The sequence below is a fragment of the Pseudomonas sp. HP_01 genome, from assembly GCF_055284355.1.
The window spans coordinates 355,532-374,073 of the sequence record NZ_JBTOPV010000001.1 but is presented as its reverse complement, the minus strand read 5'-3'; the positions used below and the strand labels follow the sequence as shown (position 1 = coordinate 374,073).

Annotated in this window: 15 protein-coding genes and 1 pseudogene; 10 read left to right on the top strand and 6 right to left on the bottom strand. The window is 60.3% G+C overall.

Features of this window, described 5'->3' with window-relative positions; genetic code table 11:
• Positions 1-11: 11 nt before the first annotated feature.
• Positions 12-1,967 (bottom strand): putative bifunctional diguanylate cyclase/phosphodiesterase, encoded by a 1,956-nt coding sequence (locus ACYAR8_RS01630; protein WP_463578869.1) that lies wholly within the window; start codon positions 1,965-1,967, stop codon positions 12-14.
• Positions 1,968-2,291: 324 nt separating this feature from the next.
• Here ACYAR8_RS01630 and ACYAR8_RS01625 point away from each other — a divergent pair, with 324 nt between their 5' ends.
• The 4 genes from ACYAR8_RS01625 (at position 2,292) to ACYAR8_RS01610 (ending at position 8,736) form a co-directional block, all read left to right on the top strand.
• Positions 2,292-2,699 (top strand): hypothetical protein, encoded by a 408-nt coding sequence (locus ACYAR8_RS01625; RefSeq protein WP_463578868.1) that lies wholly within the window; start codon positions 2,292-2,294, stop codon positions 2,697-2,699.
• An 801-nt stretch (positions 2,700-3,500) separates the two neighbouring features.
• Positions 3,501-3,725 (top strand): DUF6555 family protein, encoded by a 225-nt coding sequence (locus ACYAR8_RS01620; RefSeq protein ID WP_463578867.1) that lies wholly within the window; start codon positions 3,501-3,503, stop codon positions 3,723-3,725.
• A 306-nt stretch (positions 3,726-4,031) separates the two neighbouring features.
• Positions 4,032-5,381 carry an APC family permease gene (locus tag ACYAR8_RS01615; protein WP_463578866.1) on the top strand — a complete coding sequence of 450 codons (1,350 nt, stop codon included), beginning with the start codon at positions 4,032-4,034 and terminating at the stop codon, positions 5,379-5,381.
• A 523-nt stretch (positions 5,382-5,904) separates the two neighbouring features.
• Complete coding sequence (locus ACYAR8_RS01610) at positions 5,905-8,736, top strand: type VI secretion system Vgr family protein (protein ID WP_463578865.1); 2,832 nt, start codon at positions 5,905-5,907, stop codon at positions 8,734-8,736.
• Between the two features lie 162 nt (positions 8,737-8,898).
• Here ACYAR8_RS01610 and alkB read toward each other — a convergent pair whose 3' ends face one another.
• From alkB to ACYAR8_RS01595, 3 genes are all read right to left on the bottom strand, one after another.
• Positions 8,899-9,576 (bottom strand): DNA oxidative demethylase AlkB, encoded by a 678-nt coding sequence (gene alkB / locus ACYAR8_RS01605; RefSeq protein WP_108121969.1) that lies wholly within the window; start codon positions 9,574-9,576, stop codon positions 8,899-8,901.
• 30 nt (positions 9,577-9,606) lie between these two features.
• Positions 9,607-9,786 carry a hypothetical protein gene (locus ACYAR8_RS01600; protein WP_074885516.1) on the bottom strand — a complete coding sequence of 60 codons (180 nt, stop codon included), beginning with the start codon at positions 9,784-9,786 and terminating at the stop codon, positions 9,607-9,609.
• An 80-nt stretch (positions 9,787-9,866) separates the two neighbouring features.
• On the bottom strand, positions 9,867-10,172 hold the full coding sequence (locus ACYAR8_RS01595; protein ID WP_074885513.1) for a DUF1883 domain-containing protein: 306 nt from the start codon (positions 10,170-10,172) through the stop codon (positions 9,867-9,869).
• Positions 10,173-10,374: 202 nt separating this feature from the next.
• On the opposite strand from ACYAR8_RS01595, the gene ACYAR8_RS01590 reads away from it, so the two are divergent.
• Positions 10,375-10,731, top strand: a complete 357-nt coding sequence (locus tag ACYAR8_RS01590) for a hypothetical protein (protein WP_074885510.1) — start codon at positions 10,375-10,377, stop codon at positions 10,729-10,731.
• Positions 10,732-10,788: 57 nt separating this feature from the next.
• On the opposite strand, the gene ACYAR8_RS01585 is transcribed toward ACYAR8_RS01590, so the two are convergent.
• Together ACYAR8_RS01585 and ACYAR8_RS01580 are read right to left on the bottom strand one after the other, a co-directional pair.
• The gene (locus ACYAR8_RS01585; protein WP_065987192.1) at positions 10,789-11,070 is read right to left on the bottom strand and encodes a hypothetical protein; all 282 of its coding nucleotides are present in this window, start codon (positions 11,068-11,070) and stop codon (positions 10,789-10,791) included.
• A 202-nt stretch (positions 11,071-11,272) separates the two neighbouring features.
• Positions 11,273-11,458, bottom strand: a complete 186-nt coding sequence (locus ACYAR8_RS01580; protein ID WP_065987194.1) for a hypothetical protein — start codon at positions 11,456-11,458, stop codon at positions 11,273-11,275.
• Between the two features lie 349 nt (positions 11,459-11,807).
• Here ACYAR8_RS01580 and galU point away from each other — a divergent pair, with 349 nt between their 5' ends.
• The 5 genes and pseudogenes from galU (at position 11,808) to ahpF (ending at position 18,455) form a co-directional block, all read left to right on the top strand.
• Positions 11,808-12,638: a UTP--glucose-1-phosphate uridylyltransferase GalU gene (galU, locus tag ACYAR8_RS01575; protein WP_074885507.1), complete on the top strand. Its 831-nt coding sequence runs from the start codon at positions 11,808-11,810 to the stop codon at positions 12,636-12,638.
• A 147-nt stretch (positions 12,639-12,785) separates the two neighbouring features.
• Complete coding sequence (gene gorA / locus ACYAR8_RS01570; RefSeq protein ID WP_074885505.1) at positions 12,786-14,141, top strand: glutathione-disulfide reductase; 1,356 nt, start codon at positions 12,786-12,788, stop codon at positions 14,139-14,141.
• A gap of 159 nt (positions 14,142-14,300) precedes the next feature.
• A pseudogene (locus ACYAR8_RS01565) lies at positions 14,301-15,971 on the top strand (hybrid sensor histidine kinase/response regulator); the annotation flags it as partial.
• Positions 15,972-16,171: 200 nt separating this feature from the next.
• Complete coding sequence (gene ahpC / locus ACYAR8_RS01560; protein ID WP_065987199.1) at positions 16,172-16,735, top strand: alkyl hydroperoxide reductase subunit C; 564 nt, start codon at positions 16,172-16,174, stop codon at positions 16,733-16,735.
• A gap of 157 nt (positions 16,736-16,892) precedes the next feature.
• Positions 16,893-18,455, top strand: a complete 1,563-nt coding sequence (gene ahpF / locus ACYAR8_RS01555) for an alkyl hydroperoxide reductase subunit F (RefSeq protein WP_463578864.1) — start codon at positions 16,893-16,895, stop codon at positions 18,453-18,455.
• The last annotated feature ends 87 nt before the right edge of the window (positions 18,456-18,542 follow it).

Genomic DNA, 18,542 nt, shown 5'->3' with positions numbered 1-18,542 from the left:
ACGTAACCGTCTCACAGAACGATCGCCGCGGCAGGCACGCCTGGCGGTGAGCCGACCCACTCAAGGGTCTGCTCAAGGGGCATCGGCCGTGAGAACAGGTAGCCCTGAACCAGGGTGCAGCCCAGGGTCCGCAAGGCCTCCAGCTCCGCCTCGGTTTCAACCCCTTCGCTGACGCATTGCAATTCCATGTCCTGACTCAACGCCAGCAGCGATTTGACGATCTTGAAACTCGCGGCGTTCTGGTGAATGTCGGTGATGAACGAGCGGTCGATCTTCAGCTTGGTCAACGGCAGGGCGTGGAGCTGGGTCAGGCTTGAGTAGCCGGTACCGAAGTCGTCCAGGGAAATGCCGCAGCCCAGTTCACGGAACGCGTTGATCGCCCGTTGCGCCTGTACGAGGTCCTTGATGACGGCGGTTTCGGTGATTTCCAGGTCAAGCCGCGTGGCGTCGAAGCCGCTCTGGCGGATCACCCCGATCAGCTGTTCCACAGCGTCCATCGACGAGCAATCGTGAGCCGACAGGTTGAACGCCAGCCTCACATCGGCAGGCCACAGCTGCGCGGCGTTCAGGGCTTTTTCAAGCAGCGGCGGCGTCAGTCGGTTGATCAAGCCAATCCGCTCGGCCACGCCGATGAAGTGCCCCGGCGCGACGTTGCCCAGCTTTGGACTCATCCACCGGGCCAATGCTTCGAACGCCACCGTGCGTGAGGTGCGGATGTCGACGATGGGCTGAAACACCAGGGTGAATTCTTCGGCGACATTGGCCTGGCGCAGGCCCTGCTCGGTGAGCATGTCGCGTTTGAGGCGCTGATGCTGGCTGGCGGAGAACATGCACAACTCGCCGGGCGTCTCGCGCTTGCTGGTGTAGAGGGCGTAATCGGCGAATTCGTAAGCCTCGGTCGGTGTGCTCGCCAGGTCCGGAAACACCACGAGGCCCATTGAAGCGCTGATGCTGACCTGTATGTCGCCGATCACGAAGGGCAGACGTATGGTGCGGCACAGCGACTGGCCCTGTTTGATCAGCTCGCTTTCGTCACCGGCCCTGATGACGATCAGCCCGAATTCATCGCCGCCCAGCCGCGCCACGTGCAGTTGCTCACTGGCAAACGCCCGCAGACGCTGGCCGACCTGACGCAACAACTTGTCGCCTACGCCGTGGCCATAGGAGTCGTTGATCGGCTTGAAACCGTCCAGATCAATCATCCCCACCGCCAGTCGTGTGTCGTCTTGTCGGGCCTGTCTGAGCGTACGATCGAGCAGGTTGAAAAACTGTCGTCGGTTGGGCAGACCGGTCAGGCTGTCTTCGTTGGCCAGCCGTTGGTTTTCATCGCTGAGCTTTTCCGTCTGGATCTGCATGTTCACCAGCCGCGTGAACTGGCCGTAATGGTTCTGCAGGACCACGATCATGGCCAGGGAGACAAGAAAGACGTTGGCCGCCATGGCGGTGTACGTCGCGTTCCCGGCATTGGCAAAAAACGCGACGAAGGCGATGTTGACCACGGCCGTGGTCATCATCGCCGAGGAGGGCAGGTGCATCAGACAGAAGATGCAGACGATCACCGTGATTGCCATGTAGAAGGCCACATGGGACTTGGTGTACGTGTCGCCGTAGGGGAACAGCAGCAGCGCCCAGATCGTAAAGCCGAACGCGATGACCACCGTCAGCTGATTGGTGCGGGTCAGTTTTCTGAAGATCTGCTCGGTGGTGATGGGCTGACTGCGGCTCTGCCACCAGAGGACCGCTCGCACACCACCCACCAGGGTCAGCAACAGCGGGATATAGACCGTCAGCCACAGCGGCGCGACGCCGTAATGGGTTGCGGCGAGGGCCAGGGTGTTGATCAGCAGAATGACGTACATCATGGGCAGCTGTCTGGACAGCGCGATGTATTGCGCTTCCATCAGCCGCGTGTTGCCGCGCTGGACGCACACCAGCGCTTTCAATTGATCTAGAGACGGGAATTTCATAAATAGGTACCCAACGCGCGCAATTTCAAAAAAATGACAACCTCACAACTTGCAGCGCTGCAAAACGTTATGACTATTCCGGGCTATCGGCGGCCCAGCGAGATTCTGTAACGGCAGGGGTTTCTGTCACAGGAGCGATTTTGTCACCGAGGGGATTTCTGAAGGGGCAGGGTGCGAAGAGTGAAGCCACTTGCCACGTGGCGAGTCGCTATGACACTGACTAACGCCTGGAATGAGTATTCGCGGGAGCGGGTTTGGCTTCACTCGATTTCAGGTGTCCAACCGCGTAACTAATCAAGCGGCGTATCGGGCCGGACCCACGCAGTGCTTCTGCTCGGGTTTGATCGCTGGAATCATTCGCTGTCGCCCCAGTCAATGCTATTGACCAGTATCCATAACGATCAGACCAAGGAACATTTCATGTTTGCGCGCGGCGATGTTTATAACGAGTGGACGCAGTTACCGGCGAGCGATGAGAACTACACCGAGGCTGCAGAAAATGGCTGTCAACTGGAAGTCAGGGCGCGTATCAATGGCGACGTCGTCGACGTACTGGTGTGCGTTTACGCAGCGGACGGAGAAAGAGTGGTGGAGCATAGGGAGAGTCTGCCGGTGTCGCAATGGACCGTCGAGCAGGGGCTCGAGCGCGGACGTGATTATGCCGAGCGCATTGCGGCGGGTGAGTCCGTGGGCCTGCCTTACGCTGACTCAGTGCAGCTGGAGGCCGACTAGAACCCCCGCACACCCGTCCGCATCTGTTTCCGGCAGATGATGATTTTGGTCGTCCTGTGGACTGGCTGGATGGTTGTTGAGGGTTGTAATGATGGCTCTTCAATATCAAATGAGGGGCTGGGCACTTTTTACAGTTGGCAACTAAGGCGGTGAGCGGCGCTGTTTAAGGCGAAGAGGGCTTCATGCATTGTGGATGAGCACGCGCAGTATAAGTCGTTGGCCCTCTGTACCTATTCGAACGAATGAGTTGCGCGCGTCGATCTACTTAATACATCTCTTTGGTTGAAGCGCGAGTTCAACTAAGGAGGGAGTAGCACAGCTATCAAACCGCTCGTCCCGAAATGTTAAATCCAGGATGAACATCCGGAGATCTGATCCGGTCAACGTTTTACCGGGCTGTTGCAGGGCCTGTTTGTTGGCATCTCTTGACTCAACGTATTCGCAGCCCGGTCATAAAGCGGCACGAAGCCGCCATTGGAAGCTTGAGGCCTCAATGATGGAGACTTTCAATGCGGTTATCCCCTGAGAAGAACCTGACCTGTTTCAGTCCGACCTTGTCTTTATTGGACTCATCGGCTGCGGCGCATTGGATGACGGGCTTCACCGGGGAGCGTTGGACGCACCTCTTCGGCCGCGCCCACGTCACGCATGCCCCTAAGCCCTCGCGCCCGAGCGCCGTTAACCGGTCCACAGCACCACAGGCGGATCCCTAGTCCGCAGCGCTACCCGTGCGGTGAGTCAGTTGTCCACCCGAGATGGAAACCAAACAACGACATCAAGCCTGTGAACGAGATCAAGACCATGCAACATACCCAACACTACCGCATCGAATACCTTTTCCATGGCAAGGCACGATGGTTCTACGTGTGCGCCAAGCAAATGGACAACGCTGAGGCGTGGCACTGGGCTGGAGTGGACGCTGGCGTCGCTGACATTTCCAAGTACCGGAGCGACAGAGCCATCAAGCTGTCCAAGCCCAAAGCCGAGCGATTGGGCATAGATGCGGTGATCTGGAAACCGGCGTAGGTCCGACGCCCTATGCAAACCGGGGACAGCGCAGGTTTACGGTCAAGGGCTGTAAATAAAAGCAGTCCCTGGAAGTTGCCATTTCATCCCTTCGCGCACACTTGTCCCGTCCCGGCTACAGCTCGTCCTGCGTGAATAGCCTTGCGCCAGTGGGATCTGCTTTAGCCGGGAAGGGCCGGTGCCAGCCTTCTCCAACGCTATAAACCACCGCTAATCTTCCCGACACTCCTGGGCCCAAAACTTCCGTCGTCCAATCGGGTCAGCGTTAACGTTAATTCCCACCCCGCCACACCGCCGGAGCTACCCATGACATCGCAGCCGCCACAACCAAGCCGAGCACTGAAACGTGCGGTCACAGGGCCGATGCTCTTGCTGTTCATTCTGGGCGATGTTCTGGGCGCCGGAGTTTACGCCCTGGCCGGGACCATTGCCGGTGAAGTGGGCGGGGCGATCTGGGTGCCACTGCTCATTGCGCTGTGCTTCGCCCTGCTCACCGCAGGTTCCTACGCCGAACTGGTAACCAAATACCCTCATGCCGGCGCCTCCGCCGTGTTTGCCGGTAAAGCGTTCAAGTCGCCATTGATCTCGTTTCTGGTGGGCTTCTGCATGCTGGCCGCGGGCGTGACCAGCGCAGCGGGGCTGTCTCTGGCGTTTGCGGGCGATTACATGGCCCCCTTCATCGAGCTGCCACCTCATATCGTGGCGTTGATCTTCCTGGTGGTCATTGCCTTGCTTAATGCGCGCGGGATCAAAGAATCGCTGTCCGCCAATCTGGTGATGACGGTGATTGAAGTCTCGGGCCTGTTATTGGTGATCGTCGCCGCTGTGTGGTTCTTCCGCTCCGGCGACGCGGATTTGTCCCGCGCCGTGCAATTCAAGGAGGGCGTCAACCCGGCATTCGCCGTGCTCGGCGCGGCGTTACTGGCGTTCTATTCCTTCGTGGGCTTCGAGACCTCGGCCAATCTGGCGGAGGAAGTGCGCAACGTGCGTAAGGTCTACCCCCGCGCGTTGTTCGGGGCGCTGCTGATCGCCGGGGCGATCTACATGGGCGTCGGCATTGCGGCCGCCACTGTCATGCCCATCGAGGAACTCGTGCACTCCTCGGCGCCGCTGCTGGAAGTGGTCAAGGCGTCGCACCTCGGTATCCCGCCGCGGCTGTTCGCCTTCATCGCGCTGGTGGCCGTGGCCAATGGCGCGCTGTTGACCATGATCATGTCCAGTCGACTGGCGTACGGCATGTCGCGCCAGGGCCTGCTGCCAAACGCGCTGTCGAAAGTGCTGCCGGAGCGGCGGACACCGTGGGTGGCCATCGTCGCAACGACAATGGTCGCAATCATTCTCACGCTGACCGGCTCGCTGGCAACGCTGGCGGAAACCGTGGTCCTGCTGCTGTTGTTCGTGTTCATCAGCACCAACCTGGCCGTGCTGGTGTTGCGTCGTGATGTTGTCGACGCTGACCATTTCCGCGTGCCGACGTGGGTGCCGGTGCTGGCGATCGTGTCCTGCGTGGTTCTGCTGACCCAGCAAAGCGCCGAAACCTGGCTGCGTGCCGGGGCGCTCATGCTGGTGGGGGTGGCGCTGTATTTCCTTGCGCGACTGGGCGGGACACGACCTCAGTTCAATACCCAACTGGCCGATGCCGACGCCGAGTATTGATCTGGTGTTAAAGGGATCGGCGCCGCAATGGCCCCGATCCTGTCCGCGCCACTGAATCCGCTTTAGCCACTTAGCCCGCTTTAACAATCCTTGCTTCCGCGTCATTTCCCATCGCCATCATGCGCAAGAAGTTGCGCAGTCAATCCTCGGTCATTACCTGCTCACCACCCTACAGGCCGCGCCGTTCTTGGCCTGTAGGGGAGTGCGCAAGAAGTTGCGCAGGGGTGCGCAACTTCTTGCGCACATTCCCTCGGGATCTCTGACCGAACATCGCGTTTCCCTGCAAGCATCCCCGCAAACCCTTGTTCCATAAGCGCTGGGCCATGTCTGGCACGGCGTTTGATATCTCCGTCGTCCTCTGGGCACGCGATCAACACGATCAGTGCCGATGTTCAGACCGCGGACAGCACCACTGACGCCTGCAAAGGCGAGGCGGTTCGCTGTCCTTCCATGCATTCGTACTTGCAGCCGCTGATCGCCCTTTGCATCAACGTCTGCCGCATCAGCGCATAAGGAACAAAGGATGTTCGCACCGGCCAACCAAGCCCAATTCAGCCTGACCCTCAACGGGCAGGACACGCTGTTTCAAGTGCTGTCGTTCACCGGCCTGGAGCGCCTCAACCAACCGTTTGAATTCGAGCTGGAACTGGTCAGCGAAAACGCCGCGCTCGACCTTGAAAGCCTGCTACACGGGCAGACATTCCTGCAGCTCGCCGAGGACGGCACCGGGGTTCATGGGCTGGCTTACAGCATCGCCCAGGGTGATGCCGGCAAGCGGCTGACCCGCTACCGGATTTCCCTGCGACCGCAGTTGGCTTACCTGGCGCACCGGATCAACCAGCGCATTTTCCAGCAGATGACGGTGCAGCAGATCATCAGTCAGGTGCTGGAAGAGCACGGTATTCTCTCCATCGATTACCGGTTCCAGCTCGGTGCGACCTACCCCGAGCGGGTCTACTGCGTGCAGTACGACGAGTCTGACCTGCATTTCATCCAGCGCCTGTGCGAAGAGGAAGGCATTCACTTTCATTTTCAGCACAGCGCCAAGGGCCATTTGCTGGTGTTCGGCGACGACCAGACGGTGTTCCCGAAACTGGCGCCGGTGCTCTATCAGCAGGACACCGGACTGGTCGCCGACGCGCGGGTGATAAAGCGCTTCGGCCTGCGCATGAACACCCGCACCAGCCGCACCACGCGGCGTGATTACGACTTCACCAAGCCCAGGTTCCAGCTGGAATGCAGCGCCAAAAGTGCCGCCGCCCCGGACCTCGAAGATTACGACTATCCCGGCCGTTTCGCCGATCGCGAACGTGGCCGACACCTGGCCAATCGCGCCCTCGAACGACATCGCAGCGACTATCGCCTGGCCGAAGGCAGCAGCGATCAGCCACGACTGGTCAGCGGCCACTTTCTCGCCCTGACCGGACACGCCAACCCTGTGTGGAATGACCTGTGGCTGCTGACCGAGGTCTTCCATGAGGGCAAACAGCCTCAAGTGCTTGAAGAAGTCATTACCAGCGACGTCACTGACTTGAAAAGCGATTTCCATCAGGGCTATCGCAACCGTTTCACCGCGACGCCGTGGGACGTGCACTACCGGCCACCGCTGGAGCATCCGAAGCCCAAGGTGCCGGGCACACAAAGCGCGGTGGTCACCGGCCCTGAAGGCGAAGAGATTTACTGCGATCAGCACGGCCGGGTGAAGGTGCAGTTTTTCTGGGATCGCGAAGGCGAGCACAACGACAAGACCAGTTGCTGGATGCGCGTGGCTTCGAACTGGGCCAGCCAGAACTTCGGTGCGATCAACCTGCCGCGGGTCGGCATGGAAGTCCTGATCACCTTCCTCGAAGGCGATCCCGATCAGCCCCTCATCACCGGTTGCCTTTACCACGGCGCCCACTTGCCGCCCTACAAACTGCCGGATTTCAAGACCGTGGCGACGGTCAAGAGCAAGGAATACAAGGGCAGCCGCGCCAACGAATTGCGCATCGACGACACCACCAGCGAGATCAGCATTGCCCTGCGCAGCGATCACGGTGCCAGTGCCATCAACCTCGGCTACCTGACCCATCCGCGACCTGCCGGTGGTCAGCCCAGAGGCGAAGGTTTCGAGCTGCGCACCGACCGCCACGGCGCTGTCCGGGCCGCGGCGGGTTTGTTGATCACCACCGAGCCGCGTCCCAACGAATCGAAACACCACAAGGACCTGCCGGAAACCGCCGAACGCCTGGCCACTGCCGCCGATCAGCAGGACGGCTTCGCGCTGCAGGCCAAGGAATTGCAGGCCCAGGAGCCCGGTGATCAGGATGACGTTGCCAAGGCCCTGCACGCCCAGCATCAAGGCGTGCTCGGCAGCGGCCCGGTGAACACGAGTGCCAACGAATTTCCCGAATTCACCGAACCCCATCTGGTCCTCGCCAGCCCGGCCGGTATCGCCCTGACCACGCCGCGTTCGAGCCACATCGCCACCGGCGAACACCTGGCGTTGAGCAGCACGGGACACACCAGCTTTTCCGTGGGTAAACGCCTGCTGGCCAGCGCCAGCCAGGGCATGCGCCTGTTTGTGCAAAGCCTAGGCTGGCGCCTGGTCGCGGCGTCCGGCGACATTGACGTGCGTGCCCTGAAAGACAGCATCAACCTCCTGGCCAAACTCAATATCACCGCGAACGCCGAGCGCATCACCCTCACTGCGAAGACCGAGCTGGTGATCCAGGGCGGCGGCAGCGCCACCACCTACAACGCGGCCGGCATCACCCACGTCACCACCGGCCCGTACACTGCCCACGCTGCCAACTTTGCTTACACCTCGGCGAAAAGCCTCGCGGGTGTGTTCCCCGAGCCACTGAAACCGGGCGAGGGCGACCTTCAGTTGTTCAACCAGTACGCGGGTCAGCAAGGCATCCAGGGCGGCGGCTTCGAGGTGATCGACGCCCTGGGTCAGCGGCTCAAAGGCTCGCTGGATGCCCAGGGATTCGCCACCGTTTCCGGTGCTGCACCCGGGCCTGGCAAAGTGGCCTTCGGCAAGGACCCGGCGGACACCTGGACCCAGGGCTGCTTTATCGGCGAGCCAGAATGGCCGGTCATGCCGCCCAGTGCAGGCGATGTTCCGGCGCAATTAGAGGCCACAGTCACTGAGGGGCTGCCGAGCAAGAACTGGGATGTTGCGCAAGTGGTCACGGACGCGGTTGACGCCCGTGCAGCGGGTTTGGGTTTGCCGGTGCTTGCTACTGCGGCCCTGCCAATGGCCTCGAGCCTCCTCGCCGGGATAATCAAAAGCGGGAAGCTTGCGAGCCTGCCAGTGCCGACGGCGGACGAGAGCTTGCTGGAGTTGCCGGATCTGCTGGCGAGGGACTAATTGTCATGAGGGCGGGCATCGACGGGTGCGAGTCTCAAGTGGCGGTTGTGCACTTCGATCAGGTTTTAGCTTGAGGTGCGCTTGATGGCTTCGTCACTCAGGCGCAGGCCAGCCATCACCGGGATGCTTGATGGTGGATCGGGGTTTAAACCTCGATCCTGATCACCGCGCCTTGCGGAACGTAAAATTAATCCGCTGCTCCCCCAACTGCGGATGCTCCGCCTGCCGAACCGGCATCACCCCATGAAAGCGCAACCGATCAACCCCGCCCCACACCACCACGTCCCCATGAAACAACGGCACCCGCTGGGTCGGATCACTGCGCTCATGCCCGCCAAACAAAAACATCGCCGGCAACCCCAGTGACACCGACACCACCGGCCACTCATAACCGCGTTCATCCTTATCCTGATGAAGCGACATCTTGGCCCCGGGGATGTAACGGTTGATCAGGCACGCATCAGGCGCAAACGCCGCAAACCCGGCCGCCGCAGCCGCCGCCACTGCCAGCTCCATGAACACCCCGGGCATCGCCGGCCATGCCTGACCCGTGTGGGGATCGATCGGGGAATACTTGTAGCCACTGCGGTCGGTGGTCCAGCCGAAATCCCCACAACTGCTCAGCGCCACCGACATCGTGTAACCACCGGGCGTGACCATGTTGCGGAACGGCGCCTGCGTCAGAACTGACGCCAGGGCAGGCAGCAATTGCTCGATAAACGGCAGGGCAAAGCCACGGAACACGAACGACTGCGGCCCGATCTGCTCCCGCGAAGGCGGTTGCGGCGTATCCTCCGCGAACAGATCAAGGGTCGTCGGCGTCGTGCTTTTGTGCCGCATTACCATGGGCTTCCCCTGTCCGGATTTCGCCTACAGCGCTTTGCTGACCTTCACATCGCTGATGACATCGTCACCGTCGGCGTGCATCTTCTGCAGGGCTGCCAGCGCTTCATCGGGGGAAGGCGACTGCAACAGGGCAAACTCGAAACGACGTTCACCGTTGAGTTTGTAGCTGATTGCATATTTGACGACGGGGGCAGGGGTGCTCACATTTGACTCCTTGGAAATGCTGACCGGATGTTCGCAAAAAAAACACAAAGATTTCACGCCAACCGGTATTCAATGGCGCATCAGCTCAGACGCGAGGACGAGCGGCGGACGATCTTGATCGAATGGGTGAACGCGGTTTTGCGCCCGCCATTGCTGTCCAGTTTGCGGCCAGCGGTGTCGATGGTGATGTTCCAGAAGCCGGTGCTGGGCACCGCGATTTTGGCAGGGAAACGGTCGAACGCGCCGCCGTGGTAGGTGTGACGACCGCCGTTTTTGAAGCTGCGGAAGTTGGCATCACTCATCAGGCGTATGTTGCAAAGCTGGGAGCACTCGATGACGACCATGTCGTCTTCGTTGAGGTGCTCGCGCTGGTGGACGAATTTCATGGGTGTCTCCGGAGACAGCGTTCTCGAAAACCCGAAACCATAGCACGGCGAGCCTGGGCATTGATCATCCCGGCGGGTTTTATTGCGCGCTCCTCAGCCCCTGTCGACGCAGCGCTGACAGCGAAGCGGGGGGTAAAAAAGCAGACGCGCGGGATTTAATCCGGGTCAGGCTTGTCGTAAGCACCTTTACTGGAGGGATTGTATGAAATTGGCGGTTGTTATTCTGGCCCTGGCGATGACCGGCTGCGCCACAGTCACTGACATTGAACACACCCCGGCGACCATGAGTGTCATGTCCGGCAAGTCGCCAAAGGACTATGCGGCATGCTTCGTCGGACGCATCTCGGACAGCCGCAAGCCGCCGCAGATCGAGCCGCACCATGAAGGGCTGCGTATCATCGTTCCACAGAAGCTGTTGAGCAGTGACCCTGCTGCCATCGTCGACATCGAGAACCGTTCCAGCGGCAGCTCGATCAAGCTGTTCGAGCGCATGTCGAACAACCCGCTGCGGCCCAAAGATGTGCAGCACGCCGTGACGGCGTGTATCTCGGGCGAGTGACGCGGTTTGCAGGCGATTGAAACGTGACCCGGTGCAAGCGGTAAACGGCGAGGGATGTTATTTGCAGACCACCAGTACCGTGCGGTTTTTGTAATTGCCGACATCCACACCCAGGGTCTTGTCATCTTCCTTGGGTTGCGGCGTGCCGTTGGTGCTGACGATGTTGTAGCCGGTGCCCGCGCAGGAAGCGTCAGCCTTTTCGTAACAGGCGGCCCAGGACATGGCTTCGCCGGAGCAGTCGATGCTCAGCGCCTGCTTGCCGTCTTTGAGGTAGGTGTTCTGCGCGGTCGCGCAGCCGGTCAGGGCCAGTACAGCAATGACGGATAAGATCTTGATCATGGTGGAATGCTTCGCGATGAGGGCCGGTGTGGGGTGTGCTGCTTTGGGATTGCTAGTCTCAGACTTGGGGTAAGTGCCATCGTTCCGGCATCACCCGACATTTTTTGCAGGGTGCGCGCGCTTATTTAACCGCGCATGAGCACCGCTGGGTCTGACGTGCGCCTGGGCCATGCCCCATTGCGGGGCTGGCCGGGCGAGGTTATCAGTCTTTCTTGTCAGCGCGGCGGCGCGGGGCCGGCGTGTCTTCGAACACGGCGGCGACTTCAATGGCGCTGCTCTCGCTGGAGAACGGGCCTGCCACGGCTTCACCGTCGTGGCCGACCAGCCACCACTGGCCGTCCTGGAGTTTCTTGATCTGGTACCCGTTCACGCTTTTGACTTCAGACATCGACTTGTCTCGATTAGTGATTCAGGCGCCCATGATAATCGGCAAATGCCAAAGGGCAATCGCACAATTTCCCACGGTCGATGGCGAACAGGGCTACGCTTGCGAAGGTCACCGAACGGCGGTTACGCGGCGCTGGATGCCCTCGTACGAAGGACAGCATGGAATTCCAATAATCAGTGGGTGAAGCGTGGCGAGGGAGCTGGTTGCTGAGTTGTCTGCGGAACTATTTGCGGAACTATCTGCGTCAGCGTTCCTCTACCTAGGCAGCAAACGGCCAGTAGCGGCATTGTAAGGTTATCGCCGCCTCATTACACTGCGCCGCAACACCCCCAGCTCATCAAGGATTTATATGATCAAGAAATGCTTGTTCCCTGCAGCCGGATACGGCACTCGCTTTTTGCCAGCGACCAAGGCCATGCCCAAAGAGATGCTGGCAGTTGTTAACAAGCCACTGATCCAATACGGCGTGGAAGAGGCGCTGGAGGCCGGTCTGACCGAAATCTCCATCGTCACCGGCCGCGGCAAGCGCGCGCTGGAAGACCACTTCGATATCAGCTACGAGCTCGAACACCAGATCAAAGGCACCGACAAAGAAAAATACCTGGTCGGCATCCGTAAACTGATCGACGAATGCAGCTTCTCCTACACCCGTCAAACCGAAATGAAAGGTCTGGGCCACGCAATTCTCAGCGGCCGGCCCCTGATTGGCAACGAAGCATTTGCAGTGGTTCTGGCGGATGACTTGTGTGTCAATCCCGGCGGTGACGGTGTCCTGGAGCAGATGGTCAAGCTGCACAAGCAATACAAATGCTCGATCGTCGCCATTCAGGAAGTGCCTGCCGATCAGACTCACAAATACGGCGTGATCGCGGGTGAAGAGATCAAGCCTGGCCTGTTCCGCGTGACCGACATGGTCGAGAAGCCAAAGCCTGAAGATGCTCCTTCGAATCTGGCGATCATTGGTCGTTACATCCTGACGCCGGACATTTTCGAGAAAATCGAAAACACCGAGCCGGGCAAAGGCGGTGAAATTCAGATCACTGACGCCTTGATGAAGCAAGCTGCTGAAGGCAACGTACTGGCCTACAAATTCAAAGGCACGCGTTTCGATTGTGGCGGTGCGGCCGGCTACGTCGAAGCCACCAACTTCTGCTTCGAGCATTTCTACAAAGAACTGTAATCAGCACATGACAGCAGGTGTACTGGCTTTTGCCACGCCGCTGTATGTAAGACAAAGCCACCTCCGGGTGGCTTTGTCGTTTCTGTCCTGCGGAACTTGCCGAGCGCGCTCAAGCGGTTATGCTAACGCCTCCCTTAGGAGATCCACATGAGTTACGACTTTGACCTTTTTGTAATTGGCGCAGGCTCGGCCGGCGTCCGGGCGGCGCGTTTTTCCGCCGGTTTCGGTGCGCGCGTGGCCGTGGCCGAGAGCCGTTATCTGGGGGGCACGTGTGTCAATGTCGGTTGCGTACCGAAGAAGCTGATGGTCTATGGCGCGCACTATTCCGAAGACTTCGAACAAGCGAAAGGCTATGGCTGGAGCAGTGGCGAGGCGCATTTTGACTGGCCCACCCTGATCGCCAACAAGAACCATGAAATCAGCCGCCTTAATGGCGTCTACCGCAAGTTGCTGGACAGCAGCGGCGTCACTTTGATGGAAGGCCACGCACGGCTGCGCGGCCCGCACGAAGTCGAAATCAACGGCCAGGTCCACACCGCCGAGCACATCATGATCGCCACCGGTGGCTGGCCCCAGGTGCCGGAGATCCCGGGGCGCGAGCACGCCATCACCTCCAACGAAGTGTTTTTCCTCGAGCAGATGCCCAAGCGCGTCGTCGTGGTCGGCGGAGGCTACATCGCCGTGGAGTTCGCCTCGATCTTCAACGGCCTGGGCGCTGACGTCTCGCTGATGTACCGCGGCGAGTTGTTCCTGCGCGGCTTCGACGAGAGCGTGCGCACCCATCTGCATGAAGAACTCGCCAAGCGCGAGATGGACATTCGCTTCAAGACCGAAATCAACAGCATCGAGAAGCTGTCCGATGGCACCTTGCAACTGAGCCTGAACGACGGCAGCACGTTCAACACCGATTGCGTGTTCTACGCCACCGGGCGCCGTCCCATGCTCGACAACCTGGGCATGGACACCGTCAACGTCGAACTGGATGACAAGGGCTTCATCAAGGTCAACGGCGACTATCAGACCACCGAGCCGTCCATCATCGCCGTCGGCGACATCATCGGCCGCGTGCAGTTGACGCCAGTGGCACTCGCCGAGGGCATGGCGGTCGCGCGGCGCCTGTTCAAGCCCGAGCAGTACCGTGCGGTGGATTACCGCCACATTCCCACCGCCGTGTTCAGCCTGCCGAACATCGGCACGGTCGGTCTCACCGAGGCCGAAGCCATGAAGGACGGGTATGAGGTGCAGGTGTTCGAGAGCAAGTTCCGGCCGATGAAGCTGTCGCTGACCGACAACCAGGAGCGCACCCTGATGAAGCTGGTGGTCGACGCCAAGACCGATCGCGTGCTGGGTTGCCACATGGTCGGCCCTGACGCAGGCGAGATCATTCAGAGCCTGGCGATCGCACTCAAGGCCGGCGCCACCAAGCAGATTTTCGACGACACCATCGGCGTGCACCCTACGGCGGCGGAAGAGTTCGTCACCATGCGCACACCGACGCGCTAAGCATCACCCGCCACGTGCTGCCGAGCATCGCGCCGCACACGTGAACGGTCCGGCCTCCATGGAGGGAGCCGGGCCAGCCATTGTTTTTAGGGACGGACCCACTCTTTGACCAGCACGAGTTTTTCGGCAGCCATGCCCTTGAATCCAGCAGGACCTGATGACCAGGCGCTTTCCCGAACCGAAGCGCTTGAGGAAAGTGAGCGGCAGTTTCGCAGCCTCGCCGACAACATGAGTCAGTTGGCCTGGATCGCGGACCCCGCCGGGCGCATCCACTGGTACAACGAACGCTGGTACAGCTACACCGGCACCTCGTACGAAGCGATGATGGCGCTGGGCTGGCGATCGTTGCATCACCCTGACCATGGCCAGCGGGTCGAGTCGCGCCTGCAGCGCTGCTTCGCCACCGGCTCGTTGTGGGAGGACACGTTCCCGCTGCGCGGCAAGGACGGCCAGTACCGCTGGTTCCTGTCCCGTGCGTTGCCGATCCGCGACGAGCGCGGCAGCATCATTCATTGGTTGAGCACCAGCACGGACATCACGGCGCAGGTCAGTGCCGAAGACGCGTTGCGCGAGCTGAACGAGAGCCTCGAGCAGCGCGTCGCCGCGCGCACCCGCGAACTGGCGGAAAGCAATGAGCGCCTGCAGGTCGAAATCAACGAGCGTGCCCAGGCGGAAGAGGCCTTGCGCCACGCGCAGAAAATGGACGCCATCGGCCAGCTGACTGGCGGCATCGCCCATGACTTCAACAACATGCTCACCGGCGTGCTCGGCGCGCTGGACCTGATTCAGCGTCGGGTGGCCGCAGGGCGCGTGTCGGAGATCGATCGTTACATTGAGGCGGCCATGGGCTCGGCCAACCGCGCTGCGTCGCTCACCCACCGGCTGCTGGCGTTCGCCCGTCGCCAGTCCCTCAATCAGAGGCCCGTCGACGTTAACCACATGGTGACGTCGATGGAAGAACTGCTGCGCCGGACCATTGGCGAAAGCATCGAGCTGGAGGTCGATCTGCATACGATCTCGTGCCTGACCAACACCGATGAGCATCAGCTGGAAAACGCTTTGCTCAACCTGGTCATCAACGCTCGCGACGCGATGCCCGATGGCGGTCGGCTGCTGATTCAGACCGAGCTGACCCACATTGCCCTCTTGCAGGATGCCTTGGCGCCGGGTGACTACGTGCGCCTGCGCGTACAGGACACCGGGCTGGGGATGTCCAGCGAGGTCATTGCGCGGGCGTTCGATCCGTTCTTCACCACCAAGCCAATCGGGCAGGGCACCGGGCTAGGGCTCTCGATGGTCTATGGCTTCATCAATCAGACCGGGGGCCGGGTTAGCATTGCCAGCGAAGAAGGGCGCGGCACGCGGATCGATTTGCTGTTGCCCTGTCATCACGATGTTGTCGAACTTCCACCTGCCATCGCTCGCAGCATCGAACCGCCCCGCGCCAGCCTGGGCGAGCGCGTGCTGGTGGTCGAGGACGAGCCTGACGTGCGCATGCTGGTGGTGGATGTGTTGAAGGACCTGGGCTATCGCGTCAACGTTGCCTGCGACAGCCATGAGGCGCTGCTCGTTCTGCAGGGCGCAGAGCCCATCGATTTGCTGGTGACGGACGTCGGGCTGCCGGGTTTGAACGGACGCCAGCTCGCAGAAGTCGCCCGCCAGCATCGCCCCGGCCTAAACGTGCTGTTCATGACCGGCTATGCGAAAGAGGCGGAAGTGCGTGGCGATTTCCTCGACGATGGCATGGATCTGCTCACCAAACCCTTCAGCATCGACGAACTTGCCGTGCGCGTGCGAAGCCTTATCGAGTCGTCACCGGACCGGCTTTAGCCAGGATGCCTCCCGAATGAATTGACGGGCGGCACCACCGGATCCTGCTCAACAACGCCTTCTATTAATAAAGCGTCTTCATAGTCAAAACCAATCATCAGCATGAGCTTTGCCAATGAGTCCCTGCCGACGATTTTGCGTAGTATCCTCCCCATCGAATTTGTAACACCCCATTTTCACAACCCTCAGGAGATTCACTGATGCCTATCATCAACAGCCAAGTCAAACCGTTCACGGCAACTGCTTTCAAGAACGGCAACTTCGTAGAAGTGTCGGACGCCGACCTGAAAGGCAAATGGTCTGTGGTGTTCTTCTACCCGGCTGACTTCACCTTCGTTTGCCCAACCGAGCTGGAAGACCTGGCGGACAACTACGCCGAGTTCCAGAAACTGGGCGTCGAAATCTACAGCGTTTCCACCGATACCCATTTTGCCCACGCTGCCTGGCACAACACTTCGCCAGCCATCGGCAAAATCCAGTACACCATGATCGGTGACCCGACCCTGAAAATCTCCCGCAACTTCGACGTCCTGATCGAAGAAGCAGGTCTGGCTGACCGCGGTACTTTCGTGATCAACCCGGAAGGCGAAATCAAAATCGTCGAACTGAACGACGGCGGTGTTGGCCGTGACGCTTCCGAGCTGCTGCGCAAAATCAAGGCCGCTCAGTACGTTGCTGCACACCCGGGCGAAGTCTGCCCAGCCAAGTGGAAAGAAGGCGAGGCCACTCTGGCACCGTCCCTGGACCTGGTCGGCAAGATCTAAGTCGTCATGACTGGATCGGGGGCGATGAGCCCGTGAGCACGTAAACCGCATCGCCCCCAAAAAACGCCCGGGCGGTTATCGCTCGGGCGTTTTTTTTGTAGAACCCGCTAGATCCTGAAACGTATCCAGACCTGAAAGTGAAGAAGGAAGCCGAACCATGTTGGACGCCAATCTTAAAGCTCAGTTGAAATCTTACCTGGAGCGGATCACTCGCCCGATCGAGATCATTGCGTCCCTTGACGACGGCGCAAAATCCCAGGAAATGCTGGCCCTGCTCAACGACATCGTCAGCAGCTCCGACAAGATCACCCTGGACACCAATGGCAGCGATGCACGCACGCCGTCCTTCGCCCTGAACAGCCCGGGCCAGGACATCAAGCTGCGCTTCGCCGGTTTGCCAATGGGTCACGAATTCACCTCGCTGGTGCTGGCGCTGCTGCAAGTCGGCGGCTACCCGTCCAAATCCTCCGAGGACACCATCGAACAGGCTCGCGGCCTGACCGGTGAGTTCAAGTTTGAAACCTACTTCTCGCTGACCTGCCAGAACTGCCCGGACGTGGTCCAGGCGCTGAACCTGCTGGCCGTGCTCAACCCGAACGTGCAGCACGTCGCCATCGAAGGCAGTCTGTTCCAGCAGGAAGTCACCGACCGCCAGATCATGTCGGTGCCAAGCATCTACCTGAATGGCGAGCTGTTCGGCCAGGGCCGCATGAACCTGGAAGAAATTCTGGCGAAGATCGACACCAGTGCCGGCGACCGTCAGGCCGAGAAGCTGAATGCCAAAGAGGCCTTCGACGTGCTGGTTGTCGGTGGTGGCCCGGCCGGTTCGTCGGCGGCGATTTACGCGGCCCGTAAAGGCATCCGCACCGCTGTGGCAGCCGAGCGTTTCGGCGGCCAGGTGCTGGACACCATGGCGATCGAGAACTTCATTTCGATGCAGCACACCGAAGGGCCGAAGCTGGTGGTTGCCCTCGAAGAGCACGTCAAGCAGTACGAAGTGGACGTCATCAACCTGCAGCGCGGCGAGCAACTGATTCCGGGCAAGAACGGCGGGCTGCACCAGGTCAAGTTCGCCAGCGGCGGCGTGCTCAAAAGCAAGACTGTGATTCTGGCGACCGGCGCACGCTGGCGCGAAATGAACGTCCCGGGCGAGCAGCAATACCGCAACAAGGGCGTTGCGTACTGCCCGCACTGTGACGGTCCGCTGTTCAAAGGCAAGCGCGTCGCGGTGATCGGCGGCGGCAACTCCGGTGTGGAAGCGGCCATCGACCTGGCGGGTATCGTGTCCCACGTGACCCTGCTGGAATTCGACGCCAACCTGCGCGCCGACGCGGTCCTGCAACGCAAGTTGCACAGCCTGCCCAACGTGACGGTGCTGACCAGCGCGTTGACCAGTGAAGTAACCGGCGACGGCCAGAAGGTCAACGGCCTGCGCTACAAGAACCGCCTCACCGGTGAAGAAATCACCATCGAGCTGGAAGGTATCTTCGTGCAGATCGGTCTGCTGCCGAACACCGAGTGGCTGAAGGGCACCATCGAGCTGTCGCCACGGGGCGAGATCATCATTGATCAACGCGGTGAGACGTCCATCCCCGGCATCTTCGCTGCCGGCGACGTGACCACCGTGCCGTACAAGCAGATCGTGATCGCGGTCGGCGAGGGCGCCAAAGCCTCCCTCAGCGCCTTCGACCACCTGATCCGCACCAGCGCCCCGGCGTGATATCTCGCTAAAACTGGTCCTGCTGCCTCATGCGGTGTCGTAGGACCGGCTTCAGCCGGGAAGGCGTCGGTTGCCATACCGTTGAAC